At 69.9% G+C, this 20,791-nt stretch carries 21 protein-coding genes and 1 pseudogene; 13 read left to right on the top strand and 9 right to left on the bottom strand.

The window, feature by feature from the left end; genetic code table 11:
* Nucleotides 1-1,121, top strand: a 1,121-nt coding sequence (locus tag CDO46_RS21585; RefSeq protein ID WP_140416896.1) for an FAD-dependent oxidoreductase, incomplete at its 5' end; no start/stop codon positions are given.
* 14 nt (nucleotides 1,122-1,135) lie between these two features.
* On the opposite strand, the gene moaE is transcribed toward CDO46_RS21585, so the two are convergent.
* From moaE to CDO46_RS21560, 5 genes are read right to left on the bottom strand one after another with little or no spacing between them, the layout of a single operon-like run.
* Nucleotides 1,136-1,594 (bottom strand): molybdopterin synthase catalytic subunit MoaE, encoded by a 459-nt coding sequence (moaE, locus tag CDO46_RS21580; RefSeq protein ID WP_087840650.1) that lies wholly within the window; start codon nucleotides 1,592-1,594, stop codon nucleotides 1,136-1,138.
* 1 nt (nucleotide 1,595) lies between these two features.
* Complete coding sequence (gene moaD, locus CDO46_RS21575) at nucleotides 1,596-1,853, bottom strand: molybdopterin converting factor subunit 1 (protein ID WP_087840649.1); 258 nt, start codon at nucleotides 1,851-1,853, stop codon at nucleotides 1,596-1,598.
* Between the two features lie 3 nt (nucleotides 1,854-1,856).
* Entirely contained in the window at nucleotides 1,857-3,083 is a 1,227-nt protein-coding gene (glp, locus tag CDO46_RS21570; RefSeq protein ID WP_243724325.1) for a gephyrin-like molybdotransferase Glp, read from the bottom strand.
* Nucleotides 3,084-3,138: 55 nt separating this feature from the next.
* Nucleotides 3,139-4,551, bottom strand: a complete 1,413-nt coding sequence (thrC, locus tag CDO46_RS21565) for a threonine synthase (RefSeq protein WP_087840648.1) — start codon at nucleotides 4,549-4,551, stop codon at nucleotides 3,139-3,141.
* An 8-nt stretch (nucleotides 4,552-4,559) separates the two neighbouring features.
* Nucleotides 4,560-5,867 (bottom strand): homoserine dehydrogenase, encoded by a 1,308-nt coding sequence (locus CDO46_RS21560; protein WP_087840647.1) that lies wholly within the window; start codon nucleotides 5,865-5,867, stop codon nucleotides 4,560-4,562.
* 309 nt (nucleotides 5,868-6,176) lie between these two features.
* Between CDO46_RS21560 and CDO46_RS21555 the strand changes: the two genes are divergently transcribed.
* The 12 genes and pseudogenes from CDO46_RS21555 (at nucleotide 6,177) to CDO46_RS21505 (ending at nucleotide 16,951) form a co-directional block, all read left to right on the top strand.
* The gene (locus tag CDO46_RS21555) at nucleotides 6,177-6,854 is read left to right on the top strand and encodes a TetR/AcrR family transcriptional regulator (RefSeq protein ID WP_087840646.1); all 678 of its coding nucleotides are present in this window, start codon (nucleotides 6,177-6,179) and stop codon (nucleotides 6,852-6,854) included.
* Nucleotides 6,855-6,898: 44 nt separating this feature from the next.
* Nucleotides 6,899-7,825: an ABC transporter substrate-binding protein gene (locus CDO46_RS21550; RefSeq protein WP_087840645.1), complete on the top strand. Its 927-nt coding sequence runs from the start codon at nucleotides 6,899-6,901 to the stop codon at nucleotides 7,823-7,825.
* Nucleotides 7,822-8,643 (top strand): ABC transporter ATP-binding protein, encoded by an 822-nt coding sequence (locus tag CDO46_RS21545; protein WP_254914650.1) that lies wholly within the window; start codon nucleotides 7,822-7,824, stop codon nucleotides 8,641-8,643. The genes CDO46_RS21550 and CDO46_RS21545 overlap by 4 nt, the downstream gene beginning before the upstream one ends.
* Entirely contained in the window at nucleotides 8,640-9,404 is a 765-nt protein-coding gene (locus CDO46_RS21540; protein ID WP_087840644.1) for an ABC transporter permease, read from the top strand. The genes CDO46_RS21545 and CDO46_RS21540 overlap by 4 nt, the downstream gene beginning before the upstream one ends.
* Before the next feature lie 15 nt (nucleotides 9,405-9,419).
* Nucleotides 9,420-9,653, top strand: a pseudogene (locus CDO46_RS28835) (ABC transporter permease); the annotation flags it as partial.
* A gap of 174 nt (nucleotides 9,654-9,827) precedes the next feature.
* Nucleotides 9,828-10,625: a cyclase family protein gene (locus CDO46_RS21535; RefSeq protein ID WP_132978901.1), complete on the top strand. Its 798-nt coding sequence runs from the start codon at nucleotides 9,828-9,830 to the stop codon at nucleotides 10,623-10,625.
* 42 nt (nucleotides 10,626-10,667) lie between these two features.
* Nucleotides 10,668-11,639 carry a tripartite tricarboxylate transporter substrate binding protein gene (locus CDO46_RS21530; protein WP_087840642.1) on the top strand — a complete coding sequence of 324 codons (972 nt, stop codon included), beginning with the start codon at nucleotides 10,668-10,670 and terminating at the stop codon, nucleotides 11,637-11,639.
* A gap of 22 nt (nucleotides 11,640-11,661) precedes the next feature.
* Nucleotides 11,662-12,636, top strand: a complete 975-nt coding sequence (locus CDO46_RS21525) for a fumarylacetoacetate hydrolase family protein (RefSeq protein WP_087840641.1) — start codon at nucleotides 11,662-11,664, stop codon at nucleotides 12,634-12,636.
* A gap of 166 nt (nucleotides 12,637-12,802) precedes the next feature.
* Nucleotides 12,803-13,186: an Mth938-like domain-containing protein gene (locus CDO46_RS21520; RefSeq protein WP_087840640.1), complete on the top strand. Its 384-nt coding sequence runs from the start codon at nucleotides 12,803-12,805 to the stop codon at nucleotides 13,184-13,186.
* 50 nt (nucleotides 13,187-13,236) lie between these two features.
* On the top strand, nucleotides 13,237-13,701 hold the full coding sequence (locus CDO46_RS21515; protein WP_087840639.1) for a peroxiredoxin: 465 nt from the start codon (nucleotides 13,237-13,239) through the stop codon (nucleotides 13,699-13,701).
* Nucleotides 13,702-13,809: 108 nt separating this feature from the next.
* On the top strand, nucleotides 13,810-15,552 hold the full coding sequence (locus CDO46_RS21510) for a PhoH family protein (protein ID WP_087840638.1): 1,743 nt from the start codon (nucleotides 13,810-13,812) through the stop codon (nucleotides 15,550-15,552).
* A 1-nt stretch (nucleotide 15,553) separates the two neighbouring features.
* A complete protein-coding gene (locus tag CDO46_RS21505; protein ID WP_087840637.1) occupies nucleotides 15,554-16,951 on the top strand; it encodes a CoA transferase in 1,398 nt (465 codons plus the stop codon).
* Between the two features lie 46 nt (nucleotides 16,952-16,997).
* On the opposite strand, the gene CDO46_RS21500 is transcribed toward CDO46_RS21505, so the two are convergent.
* From CDO46_RS21500 to CDO46_RS21485, 4 genes are read right to left on the bottom strand one after another with little or no spacing between them, the layout of a single operon-like run.
* Nucleotides 16,998-17,699 carry an ABC transporter ATP-binding protein gene (locus CDO46_RS21500; protein WP_087840636.1) on the bottom strand — a complete coding sequence of 234 codons (702 nt, stop codon included), beginning with the start codon at nucleotides 17,697-17,699 and terminating at the stop codon, nucleotides 16,998-17,000.
* The gene (locus CDO46_RS21495) at nucleotides 17,696-18,478 is read right to left on the bottom strand and encodes an ABC transporter ATP-binding protein (RefSeq protein WP_087840635.1); all 783 of its coding nucleotides are present in this window, start codon (nucleotides 18,476-18,478) and stop codon (nucleotides 17,696-17,698) included. The genes CDO46_RS21500 and CDO46_RS21495 overlap by 4 nt, the downstream gene beginning before the upstream one ends.
* Complete coding sequence (locus tag CDO46_RS21490; protein WP_087840634.1) at nucleotides 18,471-19,733, bottom strand: branched-chain amino acid ABC transporter permease; 1,263 nt, start codon at nucleotides 19,731-19,733, stop codon at nucleotides 18,471-18,473. The genes CDO46_RS21495 and CDO46_RS21490 overlap by 8 nt, the downstream gene beginning before the upstream one ends.
* Nucleotides 19,730-20,689, bottom strand: a complete 960-nt coding sequence (locus CDO46_RS21485) for a branched-chain amino acid ABC transporter permease (protein WP_087840633.1) — start codon at nucleotides 20,687-20,689, stop codon at nucleotides 19,730-19,732. Before CDO46_RS21485 ends, CDO46_RS21490 begins: the two co-directional genes overlap by 4 nt.
* Nucleotides 20,690-20,791: the final 102 nt, after the last annotated feature.

The raw sequence follows: 20,791 nt of genomic DNA, 5'->3' as shown, positions 1-20,791 counted from the left end.
ATGCCTTGCTGCTTCGCGCCCCGCTGCGGCTGGCCTCCGCCGATGGACGCTTCGCCTTGCGCGCGCCCCGCCTGCCCTCGCCGCTGCACGGCGTGGCCGCGCTGCTGGGCGCGCGCGGCCTGAGCGCCGGCGCGCGCTGGGCGGCGCTGCGCTTCGTGCTGGGACTGCGCGCGCAGGGATGGCTGGCGGCGGGCCGGGACCCGATGCCCGGACAGGCCGGCGGCTCGCCCACGGTCGCGCGCCTGCTCGCCACCTGGAACCAGCCACGGGAAGCCGTCGCGCGCCTGTGGCGCCCGCTGTGCCTGGCCGCGCTCAATACCCCTCCTGAACAGGCCTGCGCCCGTCTGTTCGCCGCCGTGTTGCGCGACAGCCTGGACGCGCCGCGCAGCCACAGCGACCTGCTGCTGCCGCGCTGCGACCTGTCCAGCCTGTGGCCGCGCGCGGCCGCGGCCCGCCATCAATTGCGCCGTGGACAAGCGGTGCGGGAACTGGTGCCTGGCGACGAGCGCGTGCTGGTCGATGGCGAGCCCTATGCGGCCGCCGTGCTGGCCGTCCCGCCGGGCATCGCGGCCCGCCTGCTGCCCCCCCATCCCGCCATGCAGGCGGTCCGGCAGGCGCTGCGCGCCTTCCGCCATCTGCCCATCGCCACGCTGACCGTGCGGCTCGCGGCGCCGTTCCGGCTTGCGTTTCCCATGTTGATGCTGACGGAAGACGCCGCGCGCGGGCACCTGGGCCAATGGGTATTCGACCGGCGCGCCCTGCTGGGCCACGATGAAGGACACGGGGAACTCGCCGTCGTGGTCAGCGCGGCATCGGACTTCGAAGGGCGGGACCGCGCCGCGTGCGCGGCGGGCCTGCTCGATCAATTGCGGGAACAATTGGCCGGCCAGGGCGCGGGCGGCATGCCGCCGGTGCAAGACTGGGAATTGCTGGTCGACAAGCGCGCGACCTTCGCCGCCGTGCCGGACCTGGCGCGGCCGGGCAATGCCACGGCCTGGCCGCGGCTGGCGCTGTGCGGGGATTGGACGGATACGGGCTACCCAGGCACGCTGGAAGGCGCCGTCCGCAGCGGGCTCGAGGCCGGCCGCCTGCTGGCAGACGCTGCGGACGCACGCGGCTGACCCGCGCCGCGCCCTCACTCCTGCCCGGACTCCCAGCGGCGGGCCGCCTCGTCGTCGGAATCGCGCGCCTCGACCCAACGATCGCCCCGGCCCGTGGCCTCCTTCTTCCAGAACGGCGCCTGCGTCTTCAGGTAGTCCATGATGAACTCGCAGGCGGCGAAGCACGCGCCGCGATGCCGCCCCGCCACGCCCACGAAGACGATCTGGTCCAGCGCCCGCAGCGTGCCGACGCGATGAATGACCCGTACGGCGTTCAGCGTCCAGCGTTCCCGGGCCTGCCGGACGATGTCGGCCAGCGCCTTCTCGGTCATGCCGGGATAGTGTTCGAGCGTCAGCGACGAGACGCTGTCGCCTTCGTTGATGTCGCGCACGGTGCCGACGAAGGTGACGACGGCCCCCACCGACGGATCGGCCCGCAGCGCGGCGATTTCCGCGCCGGCGTCGAAGTCGGCGGTCTGGACGCTGATGGACATGTCACCCTCCGGTGACGGGTGGAAAGAAAGCGACCTCGTCGCCGGCCTGCAGACGTTCGGAGGCCTGCACCATCGTGTGGTTGCGCGCGGCGCGCACGGCGCGCTCGGGAGCCAGCGCCGCGGCCCAGGCGCCGCCGCGCCCGGCCAGCCACGACCGCAGTTCGCCCACGGTACGCACCGTCTCGGGCAGTTCGGCCGCTTCCCTTTCCCGGCCCAGGGCTTCGCGCAGCGATGCGAAATACAGGATGTCGACGTTCATGGCTCAGCCCAGCAGTTCGGCGTAGCTGATGAATGACACCGTATCGCCTTTCCGGATCGTCTGTCCACCCGGATTGTCGATCACGCCGTCTCCCCAGACCGTCGAGGTCAGCACCGCCGACAACTGGTTGGGGAACAGGTCGAGCCCGCCCTGCTCGTTGCGGCGCACCCGCAGGAACTCGCGCCGGCGGTCGGCCTTGGGCCAATCGAAATCGGCGCGCATGGCGGTCCTCGACGGCGTCGTGGCGTGGGCCCCGGCCAGCTTGAGCAGCAGCGGCTTGACCAGCAGGCCGAAGGTCAGGAAGCTCGAGACGGGATTGCCCGGCAGCCCGATGAAGACCGCCTCGGTACCGTCGTCGCGGCGCAGGCGGCCGAAAGCCAGCGGCTTGCCGGGCTTGATGGACAGGCTCCACATGTCCAGCCGCCCCAGCGACTCGACCGCCGGCTTGACGTGGTCTTCCTCGCCCACCGACACGCCGCCGGTGGTGATGATCAGGTCGTTCTCGCGGGCGGCGTTGCGCAAGGCCTCGCGCGTCGCCTCGAAACTGTCCTGCACGGCGCCCAGGTCGGCGTGCTCGACCGGCAGCGCCGCCAGCATGCCCTGCAGCAGGTAGCGGTTGGAGTTGTAGATCTTGCCCGGGGGCAGCGGCTCGCCGGGCGCGACCAGTTCGTCGCCGGTGGACAGCGTGGCCACGCGCAGCCTGGGCTGCACGGGCAGGCGCGGCACGCCGACCGAGGCGGCCAGGCCCACGTCCTGCGCCCGCAGGCGCGTTCCGGCCCGCAGGATGCGGCTGCCGGCCTCGATGTCGCAGCCCTTGGCGCGTATCCAGGCGCCCGCCTCGACCGGCTTGGCGAATGCCACGCGGTCGTCCCGGACGTCGGCCTCTTCCTGCATCACGACGGCATCGGCCCCCTCGGGGATCTCCGCGCCGGTGAAAATGCGGGCGGCCGTCCCGGCGGCCAGCGGTTGCGGCACGGCCCCCGCGGGGATGCGCTGCGACACGGGCATGCCCGCGGCGAACAGCGCCGCGTCGGCGGTACGCACGGCGTAGCCGTCCATCGCCGAATTGTCGGCGGCCGGCACGTTGATCGATGCCGTCACGTCGGCGGCCAGGATACGGCCCGCGGCCCGCGCCAGCTCGATCTGTTCGGCGGCCCGGCCCAGGGGCTCGACCGCCAGCAGGATCTCCAGGGCCTCGTCCAGGGAAAGCAGGTTCGAACCAGGCTTCACAATCGACTCCTTCGCGGCCCGCCCCGCGGCGCGCCGCACATACTCGACGCCGCCGTCAGACGGCCTCGGCGGCGATCAGGTCCTTGATGGTCTGCACGTCGCCGTCCACGGTCTGCACGCGCTGCGGCAGCTGTTCGATGTTCTCGAATCCCGCGGGCCGCGGCGCGGGCTGCCCCAGGGCCTCCTCGATGGTGGCCGAGAACTTCACCGGCAGCGCGGTCTCGAGCACCAGCATGGGTATGCCCGGCTCGACATAAGGCAGCGCCACCTTGACGCCGTCGGCGGTATGCGGATCGATGACCACGCCGGTTTCGGCATGGACGCGGCGGATGGTGGCCAGCCGGTCGGCATGGGTGCTGGTGCCCGAGACGAAGCCGTACTGCGCGAACTGCGGCTTGTAGGCCGACAGGTCGAACGAACCCTGCGCCGCCAGCTCGTCCCACAGCGCCTTCAGGCGCGCGGGATCGCGGCCCAGCAGGTCGTAGACGAAGCGCTCGAAGTTGGATGCCTTCGAGATGTCCATGGAGGGGCTGGAGGTCTCGTAGGTTTCGCTCGAGACGCGCGGGCGGTAGATACCGGTGCGGAAGAATTCCTCCAGCACGTTGTTCTCGTTGGTGGCCAGCACCAGGCGGCGGATGGGCAGGCCCATGCTGCGGGCGACGTGGCCGGCCAGGATGTTGCCGAAGTTGCCCGAGGGCACCGCGAACGACACCTGGGCCATGGGATCGGCCGCGCCTTCGGTGGCCAGCCGCCAGCCATGGAAGTAGTACACCACCTGGGCGGCGATGCGCGCCCAGTTGATGGAGTTGACCGCGCCGATGCGGTGCGCGGTCTTGAACGCCAGGTCGCCGCTGACCGCCTTGACGATATCCTGGCAGTCATCGAACACGCCATGCACCGCCAGGTTGTGGATGTTGGCATCCTGCAGCGAATACATCTGCGCGCGCTGGAAGGCGCTCATGCGGCCGGCGGGCGACAGCATGAACACCGCCACGCCCTTCTTGCCGCGCATGGCGTATTCGGCGGCCGAACCCGTGTCGCCCGACGTCGCGCCCAGGATGTTCAGCGTCGTGCCCCGGCGCGCCAGCACGTATTCGAACAGATGGCCCAGGAACTGCATGGCCATGTCCTTGAAGGCCAGCGTCGGCCCTTCGGACAGGCCCAGCAGCGAGATGCCCTGCTTGAGCGGCTTGAGCGGCACGATGACCTCGCCGCCGAATACCTCGGGGCGGTAGGTCTTGCGCGTCAGTTCGCGCAGGTCCTGCTCGGGAATGTCGGTGATGAACAGCTTGAGGACTTCGTACGCCAGGTCGGCATACGACAGCGAACGCCACGCCTGGAGCTGCCCGGGCGTGACCTGCGGGATGGACTCGGGCACGGCCAGCCCGCCGTCGGGCGCCAGCCCTTCCAGCAGGACGTCGGTGAACGATTGCGGCGCCATGCCGCCGCGGGTCGAAAGGTATTTCATGCTGCGTCCTAGGCGAGGTTCTCTATGCGCAGGCGCGTGACGGCCGACACCACGGTGGGCAGCGCCTCGATACGGGCGATGGCGGCGTTGACGTTGCGCTCCAGCGCCTCGTGGGTCAGGAAAATGATGTCCGCCTGGGTGGCGTCCTCGCGCGGCTTCTGGATCATGGAAACGATGGAGATCGACGCGTCGGCCAGGATGCGCGTGATGTCGGCCAGCACGCCCGGCTGGTCGGTCACCGCCAGCCGCAGGTAGTACGAGGTGGTGATGTCCTCGATCGACAGCATGGGACGGTCGGTGATGGCATCCGGCTGGAAGGCCAGGTGCGGCACGCGGTGCTCGGGATCGGCCGTGTGCAGGCGGGTCACGTCCACCAGGTCGGCGACCACCGCCGAGGCGGTGGGCTCCTCGCCCGCGCCCTGGCCGTAGTACAGGGTCGCGCCCACGGCGTCGCCCTTGACCATGACCGCGTTCATCGCGCCTTCCACGTTCGCCATCACGCGCCGGGCGGCGATCAGGGTCGGGTGCACCCGCAGCTCGATGCCCTCGGGACGCGCCTTGGTAATGCCCAGCAGCTTGATGCGGTAGCCCAGTTCCTCCGCATACCGGATGTCTTCCTGCGCCAGCCTGGAGATGCCCTCGATGTGGGCCTTGTCGAAGCGGATCGGCACGCCGAAGGCGATGGACGACAGCAGCGTGAGCTTGTGCGCGGCATCCACGCCCTCGATGTCGAAGGTCGGGTCGGCCTCGGCATAGCCCAGGCGCTGCGCCTCGGTCAGCACCTCCGAGAACGGCAGGCCGCGGGCCCGCATCTCGGTCAGGATGAAATTGGTGGTGCCGTTGATGATGCCGGCCACCCATTCGATCTGGTTGGCCGACAGGCCCTCGCGGATGGCCTTGATGATGGGAATGCCGCCGGCCACCGCGGCTTCGAAGGCGACCATGACGCCCTGTTCGCTGGCGCGGGCGAAGATCTCGTTGCCATGCTTGGCCAGCAGGGCCTTGTTGGCGGTGACGACGTGCTTGCCGTGGGCAATGGCTTCCAGGACGAGTTCGCGCGCCAGGGTGTCGCCGCCTATCAGTTCGACCACGATGTCGATCTCGGGATCGCGGACGATCTGGAACGGGTCGGCGACGACTTCGGCGGCTTCGCCGACGCGGGACTTCGCCTTGGCGACATCGCGGGCCGAGACCTTGGTCGCGACGATGTGGCGGCCGGCGCGGCGGGCGATTTCTTCGGCGTTGCGGGCGAGGACCTTGAAAGTGCCGCCGCCTACGACGCCCAGGCCCAGGAGGCCTACTCGGATGGGTTCCATTGTGTTTCCGGGCAATACAGGGTTCTTCGAAAACTTCCCCGCCCTTGCTTTGGCGCGCTCCGACCCGCCGCATGGGCTCCGCCGGACGAGGCGGGATGCGGCACTGGGCTGCGGAAGGGGCGGGAATCGCCGGCCACGGCCGCCGGCTGGCAAACCTCCAGTGTAACGGACTTGGGACGACAGCAGGAAAAGCTCCCGGCGCGCCGCCGGCGGTCTTCGCGCATCGGCGTGCGGCTTCCTCTGGTTTCTCCCGATTTGTACGAACGTACAACAAACTGTACGATCGTATAAAAATCCATATCGAGACCCATGGCCGCGAAAATCGCTCCAGCGCCCCGCCGCGCACGCCCCCGCTCCGAGATCGACGAGGCGCCCGACCGCCGCCGCAACATCCTCATGGCGGCCGAGGCGCTGTTCGCGCGCCATGGCTATCACGGCGTCTCGATACGCGACATCGCCGAGAAAGCCGGCGTGCCGCTGGCGCTGGTCGGCTACTACTACGGCCCCAAGCTGGCCCTGTACGAGGAGATCTTCCGGCAGCGCTCGGGCTACATCAGGGAGCGGCTGGCCGCGCTGGAAACGCTGTGGCATGCCGGTCCGCCCGACGAACTGCTGGACCGCATCGTCCGCGCCTTCGTACGGCCGGCGCTCAAGCTCGCCGCCAACCCCGAAGGCCGGCAGTTCATGCAGCTCGTCGCCCGCAACCTGGTCGAGCAGGGGCCGGAGAACAGCGGGCCGCGCGCCGAACTGTTCGACCCCGTGGCGCACGCCTACATCGATGCGCTGATGAAGGCGCTGCCGGGTATCTCCCGCGCCCAGGCCGCCTGGTGCTACCAGTTCTCGCTGGGCGCGCTGATGCACCACATCAGCGACCAGCGCATCGAGGACCTGTCCCACGGCCAGGCCAAGGCGCGCGAGTTCGACCGTTCCGCCGATCTGCTCTGCCGCTTCCTGAGCGCCGGCATCCGCCACGCCTGCGCCGTCTAGGACCTGTCCCCGCGGCAACCGGCACCCTTTTTCCAGGAGACACCATGAAGACATCCAGACTCGCTCCCGCGCTGGGAATCGCGCTCGCCTTATGGGCGGCGGGCGCCGCGGCGCAGACCCGCATCACCGTGGCCTATACGGCGGTATCCGAGTTCATGCCCCTGTTCGTGGCCAAGGAACGCGGCTATTTCGCCAAGCGAGGGCTCGAAGTGACGCCGCAGCAACTGGCCCTGAGCGGCGTGATGCCCGCCGCGCTGCAATCCGGGTCGGTACAGATCGCGGGCGTGGCGAGCCCGGTGCTGCTGCAGGCCAACGACAGCGGCATGGACCTGGTGGGGCTGGCCGGCACGAGCGTCCACAATCCCTCGTCCAAGGCCATTGGCCTGGTCGTGCGCAGCGGCGGCGCCAAAAGCGCGGCCGACCTGGTCGGCAAGAAGATCGCTGTGCCCGGGCTGAACGCCGCCCTGCACATCATCGGCCGCAAATGGCTGGCCGACCAGGGCGTCGATCCACGCAAGGTGACCTTCGTGGAAGGCGCCTTTCCGCAGATGGGCGATCTGCTCAAGGGCGGATCGATCGACGCCGCGGTCACGGCCGACCCGTTCCTGGGCCGCATCCTGCAAAGCGGCGCCGGCACGCTGCTGTCGCCGCTGGCGCCGGACCTGCCGGCCGGCTTTTCCAACATGCTGTACATGTCGACCCGTGCCTGGCAGCAGGCGCATGGACCGGCCATCGCAAGCTTCCGCGCCGCGCTGGCCGACGCGCTGGACTTCGCCGCCGCCCATCCCGACGAGGCGCGGGCCGACATGGGCAAGTACCTGAAGGTGCCCGCCCCGGTCCTGGCCTCTCTGACGGTGCCGGCCTACAAGGTGCCGCTGGCCGGCAGCGAGCTGCAGTTCTGGGCGGACACCATGCGCCAGCAGGGCATGCTGCGCAAGGCGCCCGACCTGGCCGCGATGGTGGCCAAGTGACCGCCAGCCTGCGCGTCGTCGACGCGGCGCCCCGCGCGGGTGCCGCCGCTCCCCTGATTCGCCTGGGCGGGGTGGCGCTGGACCTGGGCGGCCGCCGCATCATCAATGGCCTGGATCTGGATCTGGGCCGGGGCGAGTTCGTCTGCGTGGTCGGTCCGTCGGGCTGCGGCAAGACCACGTTGCTGCGGCTGCTGTCGGGCCTGGTGCAGCCCAGCGCCGGCAGCATCCTGCGCGACGGCCGCCCCATCGACGGTCCGGCACAGGATGTCGCCATCGTTTTCCAGGACTATGGGCGCGCCCTGTTGCCGTGGCGATCCGTGGCGGGCAATGTCTCGCTCGCGCTCGAGGCCGCCCGCGTCCCCCGGGCCGAACGCGCTTCGCGCATCGCGCCGCTGCTGGCCCAGGTCGGGCTGGGCAATCACGCGGACAAGTACCCGGCGGAACTGTCGGGCGGCATGCAGCAGCGCCTGCAGATCGCGCGCTGCCTGGCCCAGCGTCCGGCGGTGCTGCTGATGGACGAACCCTTCGGCGCGCTCGACGCCATGACGCGCCAGTCGCTGCAGGACGATCTGCTGGCCCTGGTGCGGCGGCATGGCACGACCGTGCTGTTCATCACCCATGATCTCGAGGAAGCGATCTACCTGGGCGATCGCGTCGTCGCGCTGCGGGCCAATCCGGGCACGGGCGCCAGCAGCCTCGCGCAGGACATCGCCATCGGCCTGCCCCATCCGCGCGACCAGTTGAGCACGCGCGAGCATCCCGAGTTCCTGCGCCTGCGCCGCTTCCTGTTCGATTTCATCCAGGAGCCGCGTCCATGATCCGCGCCATCGGGCCGCGCCTGCGCGGCCTTCTCCTGCCCCTGCTGGCGCTGGCCGCCGCCGAGGCCGCCATGCGGGCCAGCGGCGCGCAAAGCGACGCGTTCGCCCGGCCCACCGAGATCCTGCGGGCCATGTGGACGGCGGCGCAGGATGGCTCGCTGGCGGCCGCGTCCGCGCAGACCCTGGGCAATGCGCTGCTCGGCCTGGCCGCGGGCGGCGGCATAGGACTGGTTCTCGGCCTGTGGTTCGGCGCCTCCCCGCGCGCCGGCCGGTGGTCGGCGCTCACGGTCAACCTGCTGCGCCCGCTGCCCTCGGTCGCGCTGGTGCCCATCGCCATGCTGGCCTTCGGCTTCGGCTACCGCATGGAAAGCGCGGTGGTGGCCTTCACCTGCGTCTGGCCCATGCTGATGTTCGCCCAGGACGGCGTGGCGCGGGTGGAGCCCCGCCTCGTCGAGGTCGCCCGCGTGCTGGGACTGGGAGGCATCCGCCGCGCCTGGAAGATCGTGCTGCCGGCCGCGCTGCCGCGTATCTTCGTCGGCCTGCGGCTGTCGCTGGGCATCGCGCTGACCATCGCCGTCACCACCGAAATCATCGCCAACCCCATGGGCCTGGGCTACGGCCTGGCCATGGCGCAGCAAAGCCTGAACCCGGCGCTGATGCTCGCGCTGGTCATCTGGATAGGCGTGCTGGGCTGGGCCGCCAATGCCGGCCTGCTGTGGCTGCAGGCGCGCCTGTTCGCCCGCCGCGGAGTCCGCGCATGAACACGCGTCGAACGCATGCTCTATGGCTGGCTGCTGGCCTCGGCCCTGGGCCTCGTCCTGGGCACGCTGATCGGCGTCTCGCCCGCCCTGCGCGCCTGGACGCAGCCCACGCTGGAGTTCGTGCGCCCGCTCCCCGCCTCGGCCGTCATGCCCGTCGCCATCGCGCTGCTCGGCTTGTCGCCCGGCATGGTGCTGGCGGTCATCGCCTTCGGCGCCATCTGGCCGGTGCTGCTGTCCACCGTGCACGGGTTCGCGTCGGTCGACCCGCGCCTGCACGAAGTCGCGCGAGTGCTGGGGCTGTCCCGGAGCTCTATGCCGGCGTCGTCCTGCTGGGCGCCATCGGGCTCCTCAGCAACAGCCTGCTCGCGCTGGCCGAACGGCTGGCCCGCACCCACCACTGCCCCCTTTCTCTTGTCCGGACGCATCATGCCACGCCGCATCGTCGACCTTTCCATCTATCTCGAGAACGACATCCTGTCGGACCCGCCCGCGCTCGCGCCACGCATCACCTACGAGAATCACGTGCAGGGCGTGGCGGGCTTCCAGCGCCTGCTGCCCGGCCTGAAGGCCGAGGATCTTCCCGACGGGGAAGCCGCGGCCGCCGAATGGGTCACGCTGACCACGCACAGCGGCACCCACCTGGATGCCCCCTACCACTTCCACTCGACCATGAACCGCGGCGAACGCGCGATCACCATCGACGAGGTCGACCTGGACTGGTGCTTCCAGCCGGGCGTCAAGCTGGATTTCCGCCATTTCCCCGACGGCTACGTCGTCACCGCCGCCGACGTCGAAGCGGAACTCGCGCGCATCGGACACACGCTGCGGCCGCTGGAGATCGTGCTGGTCAATACCCGCGCCGGCTCGCGCTACGGCCACCCCGACTATGTCGAGACCGGGTGCGGCATGGGATACGAGGCGACCATGTACCTGCTGGAGCGCGGCGTGCGCCTGACCGGCACCGACGCATGGAGCTGGGATGCGCCGTTTTCCCATACCGCGCGCAAGTACCGCGAGACCGGCGACAAGTCGCTGATCTGGGAAGGCCACAAGGCCGGACGCGACATCGGCTACTGCCACATCGAGAAGCTCCACAACCTGGAATGCCTGCCTCCCGACGGCTTCTACGTGAGCTGCTTCCCGCACAAGGTGCGCGCCGCCTCGGCCGGCTGGACCCGGGCCGTGGCGATCTTCGACGACCGGCTCTTCGCCCCGGCCTGAGCCTCACCTGCCCCGTTTCCTTTTTCGCTCCCGGAGCCTGCCATGCCCTCCCTTCTTTCCCGCCTTGCCGCCAGCGTCGCCGCGCTGGCCGCCACTTCCGCCATCGCCGCCGGCTATCCCGACAAGCCGGTCCGCGTCATCGTTCCCTACGTGGCCGGGTCTCCCGCCGACATGGTCGCCCGCAAGCTCGGAGAAGGCCTGGCACAGCAACTGGGGCAATCCTTCATCGTCGAGAACAAGGCCGGCGCCAACGGCATGATAGGCAGCGAGTTCGTGGCCCGCGCGGCCCCCGACGGCTACACCATCATGCTGGGCAACATGGACACCCATGCCCTCAACCCGCTGCTGTACCGCCACATCCGCTACGAGCCGGCCCGCGACTTCGCGCCCGTGGCGCAGGTCGGCACCCTGACCGCCATGCTGATCGCCCGTCCCGACGCGCCCTTCCAGGACGCCCGTGGCCTGATCCAGGCCGCGGCCCGCGCGCCCGGGAAGCTGACCTATGGCTCGTGGGGCTTGGGCAGCGTGGCGCACCTGTGGGGCGGCCTGCTGGAGGAATCGGGGCGCATCCAGCTGATGCACGTGCCCTACCAGGGCACGCCGGCGGCCATGAACGCGTTGATGGGCAGCCAGATCGACCTGCTGTTCGGACCGCCCACGCTGGCGCTGGCCAATGCGAAGAACGGCAGGTTGAAGATCCTCGGCGTCACCTCCGCCACCCGCCAGCCGCAATATCCGGACGTGCCCACGCTGGCCGAGCAGGGCTTCGCCGGCTACGACGGCACCACGTGGTTCGGCGTGTTCGCGCCCGCCAAGGTGCCCGGCGACGTGCTGGAGCGGCTGAACCAGGCCATCAACCGCACGCTGGACAGCCCCGCGATGGCCGATACCGCCGCCACCCTGGCCATGACCGTCACGCCCGGCGACCGCCGGCAACTGGAACGGACCATGGCCGCGTCGCGCGAGAAATGGGGCAGGATCATCGCCGACAAGAAAATCCAGCTCAACGATTGACTCCCCTTCACAAAGGCTCGCCATGAAACTCGCAACCTTGAAGAACGGCGGCCGCGACGGCCGCCTGGCCGTGGTGTCCGCCGACCTGGCCCTGGCCGCCTACCCCGACCGGCCATGCACCATGCAGGCCCTGCTGGACGACTGGGACGCCATGCGGCCCGGCCTGGAGGCGCTCTACCAGGCGTTGAACCGCGGCGCCGCCCAGGGAGCGTTCTCGTTCGATCCCGCATTAGCCATGGCGCCGTTGCCGCGCGCCTACCAATGGCTGGACGGCTCCGCCTTCGCCAACCACGGCCTGTGGATGCAGCGGGGGTTCGGCGTCCCGCCCATCGATACGACGCTGCCGCTGATGTACCAGGGTGGCTCGGACGACTTCCTGGGCGGCCGCGACGACGTGCCGCTGCCGGACGAAAGCCACGGCATCGACTGCGAGGGCGAGATCGTGGTCGCGCTGGACGACGTGCCCATGGGAGTGGACGCGGCCGCGGCCCTGGATCACGTGAAACTGGTCATGCTGGCCAATGACTGGAGCCTGCGCGCGCTGCAGCCTCGCGAGCTGAAGACCGGCTTCGGCTTCATCCATGCCAAGCCTTCGACCTCGTTCGGTCCGGTGGCGGTCACGCTGGACGAACTGGACGGACACTGGCGCGAAGGCAGGCTGCATCTGCCGGTAAGGGTGGACATCAACGGCCGCTGGATCGGCCATCCGAACGCGCGCGAGATGAGCGTGGGCTTCGGCGACCTCGTCGCCCACGCCGCCGCGACCCGGCGCCTGCGCGCCGGCACGCTGGTGGGTTCGGGCACGGTGTCCGATCCGACCGAGGGAGCCGGCTCGGCGGCGCTGGCCGAGGTGCGTGCCATCGAGAACGCCACGCAAGGCACGATCTCCACCCCCTTCCTGAGGTTCGGCGACCGCGTCCGGATGGAAGTCAATACGCCGGCCGGGGCAAGCGTGTTCGGCGCGCTGGACCAGAAGCTGGTGCAAGCCCCGGCCTGATCCCGGGGCCGCCACGCCCCCCCTCGCGGCATCCGGGAGAGCCCTCGCGCAGAGGGCATTTATAATAATCCGACTGCCGCGCAGGCACTGTCTCGTTCGCGCATCCGTGCCGGCCGTCAGCAGGCGTATAGTTTTTCCATCCTCCCGTCGAACCGGAGCCGATCTTTTGAAGTTGCATTCCGACCCTGCCTCGGCGCTGAACACCGTGACCGCCTATGGCGATGGATACGTCGAAGTCAACCGCGTCCGTTTCGAGCACGCCGTCGTGTTCGGCCCCGAGGGCGATGTCGTCGCCTGGCCCGTTTCCTCCTTCGAAGACGTCGATGCCGCCGCGATGGAACACGTGGCCCGGCCGGGCGCGGCCTCGCTGCCCGAGGTCGTCCTGATCGGCACCGGCGCCCGCCAGCGCTTCCTGGCGCCGTCGCTGCTGCGCCCGCTGCTGAAGGCCGGCGTGGGCATCGAGATGATGGACACCCTGGCGGCTTCGCGCACCTACAACATCCTGATGGCCGAGGGGCGCCGCGTCGTGGCCGCGCTGATCCCGGCCTGAATGATGCGCCGCCCCTCCCGCCTTTCCCCCCATTTTCCGGAGACCCACGCATGAGCACTGCCATCGGGCGGGCCGCCCCCGCCTTCACCGCCCCCAGCACCGACGGCGACATCTCGCTGAAGGACCTGAAGGGCCGCGTCGTCGTCATGTATTTCTACCCGCGCGACAACACGCCGGGCTGCACGACCGAGGGGCAGAACTTCCGCGACCGCTACGCCGAGTTCCAGGCCGCCGGCGCCGAGATCCTCGGGGTCTCGCGCGACACGCTGGCCTCGCACCAGAAGTTCAAGGAAAAGCAGGGCTTCCCGTTCCCCCTGCTTGCCGATCCGGACGAAACCCTGTGCGAGCTATACGGTGTCATGAAAATGAAGAACATGTATGGCAAGCAGGTGCGCGGCATCGAGCGCAGCACCTTCCTGATCGACGCGCAAGGCAAGCTGCGCCAGGAATGGCGCGGCGTGAAAGTGCCCGGCCATGTCGACGCCGTGCTCGAAGCCGTGCGCGGGCTGGCCTGAATGAGTCCGTTTTTCTTCCTGCGCATGTGTCGTACGCCGGCAGGCGTACGATATATGCAATGGAGGATGCAGTATCGTTGAGCTTCCCTACTGAGGAGATCCGCGCTCATGCCGCTTCCCAAGATGCCCACCCGGCCCGCAGCAATCCTGTCCTTCCCCTCGGGTGAACCAGCGCGCCCCGCAGCCCGCGGCAAACGTACCGAAGCCGAACCCCGACCGCCCTCCTCCACCGACATTCCCGACGTCCAGCCCCAGCTGGAAGGCATCCAGGCCGCGCCGGCCAAGACGGCCCGCAAGACCGCCGCCAAATCCAAGGCGGGCACCCTGCTGACGCCCGCCCCGCAGGCCGAGGCGCCCATCGTCGCGCGCGCGCCGCAGCCGGCGCCCGCCCCGGCTCCCGCCGCCACCGGCAAGGCCGTGGCCAAGCCCGCGCCCAGGCGCAAGGCGAAATCGGCCGGGCCTGAAGTCGCCAAGCTGTTCGTGCTGGACACCAACGTGCTCATGCACGATCCGAGCTCGCTGTTCCGTTTCGAGGAACACGACATCTTCCTGCCGATGATCACGCTGGAAGAGCTGGACAACCACAAGAAGGGCATGTCCGAAGTGGCGCGCAACGCCCGCCAGGTCAGCCGCTCGCTGGACGAGCTGGTCAGCGACATCGGCGACATGGAAGCCGGCATCCCGCTCGACAAGCTCGGCAACCGCGACGCGATGGGCCGGCTGTACCTGCAGACGACCCTGCTGTCGGCCTCGCTGCCGTCCGGCCTTCCGGCAGGCAAGGCCGACAACCAGATCCTGGGCGTGGTGCGCGCCCTGCAGGAACGCTACCCCGACCGCGAAGTCGTGCTGGTGTCCAAGGACATCAACATGCGCGTCAAGGCTCGCGCCCTGGGACTGCCGGCCGAGGACTACTTCAACGACCAGGTCCTGGAAGATTCCGACCTGCTGTACACCGGCGTGCTGCAACTGCCCGACGATTTCTGGGACAAGCACAGCAAGGGCATGGAATCCTGGCAGCAGGGCGGCAGCACCTTCTACCGCATCACCGGGCCCCTGTGCGCGCAGTTCGCCGTCAACCAGTTCGTCTATTTCGAAGGCAGCATGCCGCTGTACGCGCAGGTCAAGGAAGTCAACGGCAAGACCGCCGTGCTCCAGACCCTGCGCGAATACACCCACAGCAAGAACAGCGTCTGGGGCATCACCGCGCGCAACCGCGAGCAGAATTTCGCGCTCAACCTGCTGATGAACCCGGACTGCGACTTCATCTCGCTGCTGGGCCAGGCAGGCACCGGCAAGACGCTGCTGGCGCTGGCCGCGGGCCTGACGCAAGTGCTCGAGACCAAGCGCTACACCGAGATCATCATGACCCGCGTCACCGTGCCGGTGGGCGAAGACATCGGTTTCCTGCCGGGCACCGAGGAAGAAAAGATGCTGCCCTGGATGGGCGCGCTGGAAGACAACCTGGACGTGCTGAACATGAGCGACGGCGAAAGCGGCCATGGCGGGGACTGGGGGCGTGCCGCCACCATGGACCTCATCCGTTCGCGGGTGAAGGTCAAGTCGCTGAACTTCATGCGCGGCCGCACCTTCCTGAACAAGTTCCTGATCATCGACGAGGCGCAGAACCTCACGCCCAAGCAGATGAAGACCCTGATCACCCGTGCCGGTCCCGGCACCAAGGTGGTCTGCCTGGGCAACATCGCGCAGATCGACACGCCCTACCTGACCGAAGGCAGTTCAGGGCTGACCTACGTGGTGGACCGCTTCAAGGGCTGGCCGCATTCGGGCCACGTGACCTTGCAGCGGGGCGAGCGCTCGCGGCTGGCCGACTACGCGGCCGAGGTGCTGTGACATGCGGCGTGACCTGGACGGCGGAGCGGGCGGCGTCAGCGACGGCTACCTGCGCGCCATCTGGAGCGCGACGGGAAGCGCCACGCTTCCCGCCGGCATCGCCTGGCTCGGGACGGGCAGCCTGCCGTCCATCTTCCCGGTCACGGACCTGGCCGCCGCCTCGGTGGGCGCGGCCGGCCTGGCCATTGCCGAGCTGGTCGGGCAGCGTCACGGCAGCCTGCCCGCGGTCGCGGTCGACCGGCGGCTGACCTCGTTCTGGTTCGACACGTCGCTGCGGCCGGTGGGCTGGAAACTGCCGCCGGCGCGCGATCCCGTCACCGGCGACTACGCGGCCGCCGACGGCTGGATACGGCTGCACGCCAATGCGCCGCATCATCGCGATGCCATCCTGCGCGTGCTCGGCTGCCACGGCGGTCATGATGAGGTGGCGCGCGCGGTGGCGACATGGAATGCCCTCGATCTCGAGAACGCCATCGTCGAGGCGAAGGGCTGCGCCGCGCAGATGCGTACCCGGGAAGCCTGGGCAACCCATCCCCAAGGTGCCGCCGTGGCGGTCGAGCCGCTGCTTTGGCGCACGCCGGCACCCGCCGCCGAGGCACCCGCCTGGGCCGGCACCCCCGCCCGCCCGCTGCGCGGCATACGCGTGCTGGACCTGACCCGCATCATCGCGGGGCCCGTGGCCACGCGTTTCCTGGCGGGCTACGGCGCCGAGGTCCTGCGGCTGGATCCTCCCGCCTGGGACGAACCGGTCGCTGCCCCCGAGCTGACGCTGGGCAAGCGCTGCGGCCGCATCGACCTTCGCTCCACGGAAGGCAGGCGCCTGTTCCGCCAGTTGCTGCGCGATGCCGACGTGCTGGTGCATGGCTACCGTTCGGATGCCCTGGGCGCGTTGGGTTTCGATGCGGAGCAACGGCGCCGCATCAACCCCGGGCTGGTCGATGTGTCGCTGGACGCCTACGGATGGACCGGCCCCTGGAGAGCCCGCCGCGGGTTCGACAGCCTGGTGCAGATGAGCTGCGGCATCGCCGATGCCGGCATGCGCGAGCTGGGCCGGGACAGGCCGACTCCGCTGCCGGTCCAGGCCCTGGACCACACGACGGGCTACCTGCTCGCCACCGCGGCGATACGCGGACTGACCGAGCGCGCGCGCACAGGCTGCGGCAGCGAAGCCCGAGCCTCCCTGGCGCGCACGGCGGCCCTGCTGGTACAAGGCGTGGCGCCCGCGGACGCCGCGCCTCTTGCGCCTGAAGCCCGCGACGATTGCACCATGCCCTCGGAGATGACGGCCTGGGGGCGGGCACGGCGCGTCAAGTCGCCGCTTGCCGTGGCCGGCGCGCCCATGGCCTGGGACATACCCGCCGGCCCGCTGGGCGCCTCGCCGGCGTCGTGGCGCGCCTAAGGCCCGTTCCCGCCGAAAGCAGCCTGGCGCGGGCCGGGAATGGGTCCTAGAGTTCGATCCACTCGCGCCTGGTCGAGGCATCCGCGCGCAGGGCGGCCGGCGTCCCGGTGAACACCACGGCGCCGTGGCCCAGTACATATGCGCGATCGGCGATGTCCAGGGCGAAATCCAGCTTCTGCTCGATCAGCAGGATGGCCATGCCCTGGCGGCGCAGTTCGTCCAGGCAGGCCGCCAGCTGCGCCACCACCATCGGCGCCAGTCCCTCGGCGGGTTCGTCCACCAGCATCAGTGCCGGATCGCCCATCAGCGTGCGGCCCAGGGCCAGCATCTGCTGCTCGCCTCCCGACAGGTGCTGCGCCTGCACCCCGGCTCGTTGCGCCAGCGCGGGGAACAGCCGGTATACGTCGGCGATCGTCCAGCGCCCCGCCTTGGCGGCCTTCTGCCCCAGCACCAGATTCTGCTCGACCGTCATGCCGGGAAAGACGTCCCGGCTCTCCGGCACGTAGCCGACTCCCAGCCGCGCGATCTCGAACGTGCGCAAGCTGGCCGTCTCCCGGCCTCTCCAGAGCAGGCGGCCGCGCCGCTCGACCAGCCCCATGACCGCGCGCGCCAGGGTGGAACGTCCCGCGCCATTGCGGCCCAATAGCGCGACGATCTCGCCCGGAGCCACGCTCAGATCCACGCCTTGCAGCACGTGGGCGCGGCCGTACCAGGCATGGACGCCGCGAAGTTCCAGAAGGCCGTTCATTCCGGCTCCTGCACGATGCCGCCCAGATAGGCCTGGCGGATCGCCGGATCCGCCCGGATGTGTTCCGGGTCGCCCGTGGCAACCAACCGGCCCTGGACCATGACCGAAATGCGATCGGACAGGCCGAACACCACCCGCATGTCGTGCTCGACGATCAGCACCGTCCTCCCCTGGCACGTGCCGCGTATCAGCTCCATCATGCGCGCCGTCTCGGCCCGGCTCATCCCGGCCGTCGGCTCGTCCAGCAGGACGACGCGCGCATCGGTGGCCAGCACCATGCCCAACTCCAGGGCGCGCTGCTCGGCGTAGCTCAGTTCGCCGGCGGGCAGTTCCGCGCGCCGCGCCAGATCCAGTTGCGCCATGATCTGGTTCGCGCGCTGGGCCACGCCGCGCCCGCGATCCAGCGCACACCACCATTGATAACCCAGGCCTCCCCTGCGCATGGCGGCGCAGCGCAGATTGTCGAACACTGACATGCGGCCGAAGACGTTGGCCACCTGGAAGCTGCGCGACAAGCCCAATCGGGCCATGCGATGCGCCGGCAAGCCGGTGACGTCGCGGCCATGCAAGCGCACTCTGCCCGTCGAGGGCGGCGTCAGGCCCGATATCACGTTGAACAGGCTGGACTTGCCCGCCCCGTTGGGCCCGATCAAGGCGTGGAATTCACCCATGGGGACACGCAGGCTGACGCCGTCGAGCACCTGGACATCCCCGTAGCGCTTGCCCACGCCTTCCAGCGACAAGGCGTCGATGCCGCCCGTCTCCCGCGTCTTAGACATCGCATCGCTCCGGCGAGGGCACCGGGCGGCCTCGGCCCCGACCCAGGAACACACCCGCCGCGCCCAGCACCGCCAGCGCGCCGGCAACGCTCCACGGCAGCGGCGCGAACGGGTCCAGCATCAACCCGAACCACGGGACCGCCGCCGGCCCGCCCGCGTCGTGGACGCGGCCATAGGCCAGTTCGATCGCCAGGCTCAGCCCCGCGCATGCCGCCAGCGCCCCGAGGATCGTCCAGATCCTGGCGCCCAACCATTCCCTCGACTGGCCCCGCGCCACCAGCCGCGCCGCATCGCGCAGCCCGCCGGCCAGTCCGCCAGGCAAGACCAGCACGACCGCGGCGAAGGCGAGCCCCAGGTACAACTGCCAGGCGCCGGTGTGGCGCGACAGTTCCACCGAGAAGAACGTCACCACCACCGCGCCGGCCACCGGTCCCAGGAACAGGCCGCTGCCCCCCACCACCACCGCCAGCAGCACCATGCCCGAGCGCAGCGCCCCCAGGCCGTCGGCGCTGGCGATCTCCAGGTTGAGCGCCATCAACCCGCCCGCCACGCCGGCGAAGAAGCCCGACAGGATCAGCATGAGATAGCGGACGCGATGCGGGTCATAGCCGATGAAGGCCACGCGCTGCGGATTGTCGCGGACGGCGTTGGCAAGCTTGAGCAGCGGCGTGCGGCCCAGCGCATGGATGGCCAGCGTGCAGGCGGCCGTCCATGCGGCGGTCAGGTAATAGACGTGGACATCGGGTCCCAGGGTCCATCCCGGCCACAGGCCCGCCACGAACGCGGGGCCGGCGGTACGATCGGCCGCCAGCCCGCCCTCCCCGCCGAACCATGCCGGCAGCATGCCGGCGGCGGCATGCACCAGTTCGCCTATCGCCAGCGAAATCATCGCGAATGGCGTCCCGCCCCGGCGCGTGGTCGGATAGCCGATCAGCGCGGCGAAACCCGCGCCCGCCAGCCCGCCCGCCACGGGCAGCAGCACGGTCGGGTAGACGAACGACCCGCCGTCCATCCCGCGCAGGAGATGGATGACGGCATACCCTCCCAGTCCCGCGTAGACGGCATGCCCGAAGGACAGCATCCCGGTCTGGCCCAGCAGCAGGTTGTACGACAGCGCGAACAGCGCCATCGCGCACATCTGCGACATCAGGCCCAGTTGGAAGCCGCTGCCGAAGCACAGCGGCGCCAGCGCCAGCACCGCCAGTCCAACGGCCACGCAGGCCAGGAATGGCCTGCCGTCAGGGCGCGGACTCATGTTTCGCGCACGCCCATGAGCCCGCGCGGCCGCCATGCCAGCACCGCCACCATCAGCAGATAGGGCAATACCGGCGCCACGCGCGACAGCGGCCAATCCGCCAGCGCCCGCGCGGCGTCCGCCGCGCCCAGCCACGATGCCGGCGCGGCCAGCGACCAGGCGGACCCCACCGCCAGGGTCTGCAGCAAGCCGATCAGCAGGCTGGCCCAGAAGGCGCCCGCCAGCGATCCCAGCCCGCCCACCACCGTCACGACGAACACGATGGGCCCCAGCGCCTGCGCCATGCCCGGTTCGGTCACGAACACGCTGCCGCCTATCGCGCCAGCCATGCCGGCCAGCAGGCAGCCGGCGCCGAACACCAGCATGAACACACGGGGCACGTCGTGCCCCAGCGCCTGCGCCATGTCGGGATGACTGAGCGCCGCGCGAACGACCAGGCCGGTCCGGGTACGGGTCAGGCCCCACCACAATCCCGCCAGCATCAGGCCCGCGGCCAGCGCGACCACCAGGCGATGCACGGGAAAAGCGTGCCCGCCCAGGCTGAACAGGGGCTCGCCCCAGGCGGCCGGCATGCGGTAGGGCACGGCGGAGCGGCCCCAGGCCAGTTGCACCAGTTCGGCGATGATCATGGCGAGCGCGAAGGTGAACAGCAACTCCGCCACGTGCCCCCGGCCGCGCAAGCGGCGCAGCGCCAGCCGCTCGACCGCCGCGCCCGCCAGCCCCACCAGCACGGGCGCGATGAACAGGGCCACCCAGAATGCCGCGCCCGTGGCCAGCGCCGGCGACAACGCGCCGGCCACGGCGTGGGCCGCATAGGCCCCCAGCATGTAGAAACTCGCATGCGCGAAGTTGATGATGCCCATCATGCTGAAGATCAGCGTCAGTCCGGACGAAAGCATGAAAAGCAACAGCCCATAACTGAGACCGTTCAGCAGCGAAACGATGAGCCCGTCCAAGCAATACTCCGAGCGGCGCGCGAGGGAAAGGGAAACATGGAAACGACGGCAAATAGGTTAACCTTGATTGATACCCGGCGTGAGGCCGGACCGCCAATCACC

The sequence above is a fragment of the Pigmentiphaga sp. NML030171 genome (assembly GCF_002188635.1).
GTDB classification, from domain to species: Bacteria; Pseudomonadota; Gammaproteobacteria; order Burkholderiales; family Burkholderiaceae_B; genus Pigmentiphaga; species Pigmentiphaga daeguensis.
The sequence above is the reverse complement of the archived record's forward strand: the minus strand, read 5'-3'. Positions and strand labels throughout refer to the sequence as shown.

Coding starts and splice junctions, on each gene's coding strand:
- CDO46_RS21530 (WP_087840642.1), top strand. CDS start 10,668: ATGCCCTCCCTTCTTTCCCGCCTTGCCGCCAGCGTCGCCGCGCTGGCC.
- CDO46_RS21510 (WP_087840638.1), top strand. CDS start 13,810: ATGCCGCTTCCCAAGATGCCCACCCGGCCCGCAGCAATCCTGTCCTTC.
- CDO46_RS21550 (WP_087840645.1), top strand. CDS start 6,899: ATGAAGACATCCAGACTCGCTCCCGCGCTGGGAATCGCGCTCGCCTTA.
- moaD (WP_087840649.1), bottom strand. CDS start 1,853: ATGAACGTCGACATCCTGTATTTCGCATCGCTGCGCGAAGCCCTGGGC.
- CDO46_RS21525 (WP_087840641.1), top strand. CDS start 11,662: ATGAAACTCGCAACCTTGAAGAACGGCGGCCGCGACGGCCGCCTGGCC.
- CDO46_RS21560 (WP_087840647.1), bottom strand. CDS start 5,867: ATGGAACCCATCCGAGTAGGCCTCCTGGGCCTGGGCGTCGTAGGCGGC.
- thrC (WP_087840648.1), bottom strand. CDS start 4,551: ATGAAATACCTTTCGACCCGCGGCGGCATGGCGCCGCAATCGTTCACC.
- CDO46_RS21505 (WP_087840637.1), top strand. CDS start 15,554: ATGCGGCGTGACCTGGACGGCGGAGCGGGCGGCGTCAGCGACGGCTAC.
- CDO46_RS21540 (WP_087840644.1), top strand. CDS start 8,640: ATGATCCGCGCCATCGGGCCGCGCCTGCGCGGCCTTCTCCTGCCCCTG.
- CDO46_RS21555 (WP_087840646.1), top strand. CDS start 6,177: ATGGCCGCGAAAATCGCTCCAGCGCCCCGCCGCGCACGCCCCCGCTCC.
- moaE (WP_087840650.1), bottom strand. CDS start 1,594: ATGTCCATCAGCGTCCAGACCGCCGACTTCGACGCCGGCGCGGAAATC.
- CDO46_RS21490 (WP_087840634.1), bottom strand. CDS start 19,733: ATGAGTCCGCGCCCTGACGGCAGGCCATTCCTGGCCTGCGTGGCCGTT.
- CDO46_RS21515 (WP_087840639.1), top strand. CDS start 13,237: ATGAGCACTGCCATCGGGCGGGCCGCCCCCGCCTTCACCGCCCCCAGC.
- CDO46_RS21495 (WP_087840635.1), bottom strand. CDS start 18,478: ATGTCTAAGACGCGGGAGACGGGCGGCATCGACGCCTTGTCGCTGGAA.
- CDO46_RS21500 (WP_087840636.1), bottom strand. CDS start 17,699: ATGAACGGCCTTCTGGAACTTCGCGGCGTCCATGCCTGGTACGGCCGC.